The following is a 219-nucleotide window of genomic DNA, read 5'->3' as shown; positions in this document are numbered from 1 at the left end:
CGTCCCGCGCCTGCCTTTCAACCCGGTAGAGCTGTTCGAAGAACCGCAGCGCCTGTTCTGGCGGCCCGCCACCCTTCTTTCTTGCTTTGAGTGCATCGACAAAGCGCCGCCGGGAGTGGGCCATGCAGCCGATGTGGGTGGCCCGTTCCAGCGTGCGCCATGCGGTATAGCCGTCACTCATCACGATGCCGCGGTAATCGCCGAGGAAGGCCTGCGGGT

General features: G+C 64.8%; 1 protein-coding gene. It reads right to left on the bottom strand.

The features are described from left to right. A partial coding sequence (locus FNJ47_RS55855) for an IS66 family transposase (protein ID WP_163163938.1) occupies nucleotides 1–219 on the bottom strand: 219 nt, incomplete at both ends.

The sequence above is a fragment of the Bradyrhizobium uaiense genome, from assembly GCF_010811875.1.
GTDB lineage: Bacteria > Pseudomonadota > Alphaproteobacteria > Rhizobiales > Xanthobacteraceae > Bradyrhizobium > Bradyrhizobium uaiense.
The sequence above is the reverse complement of the archived record's forward strand: the minus strand, read 5'-3'. Positions and strand labels throughout refer to the sequence as shown.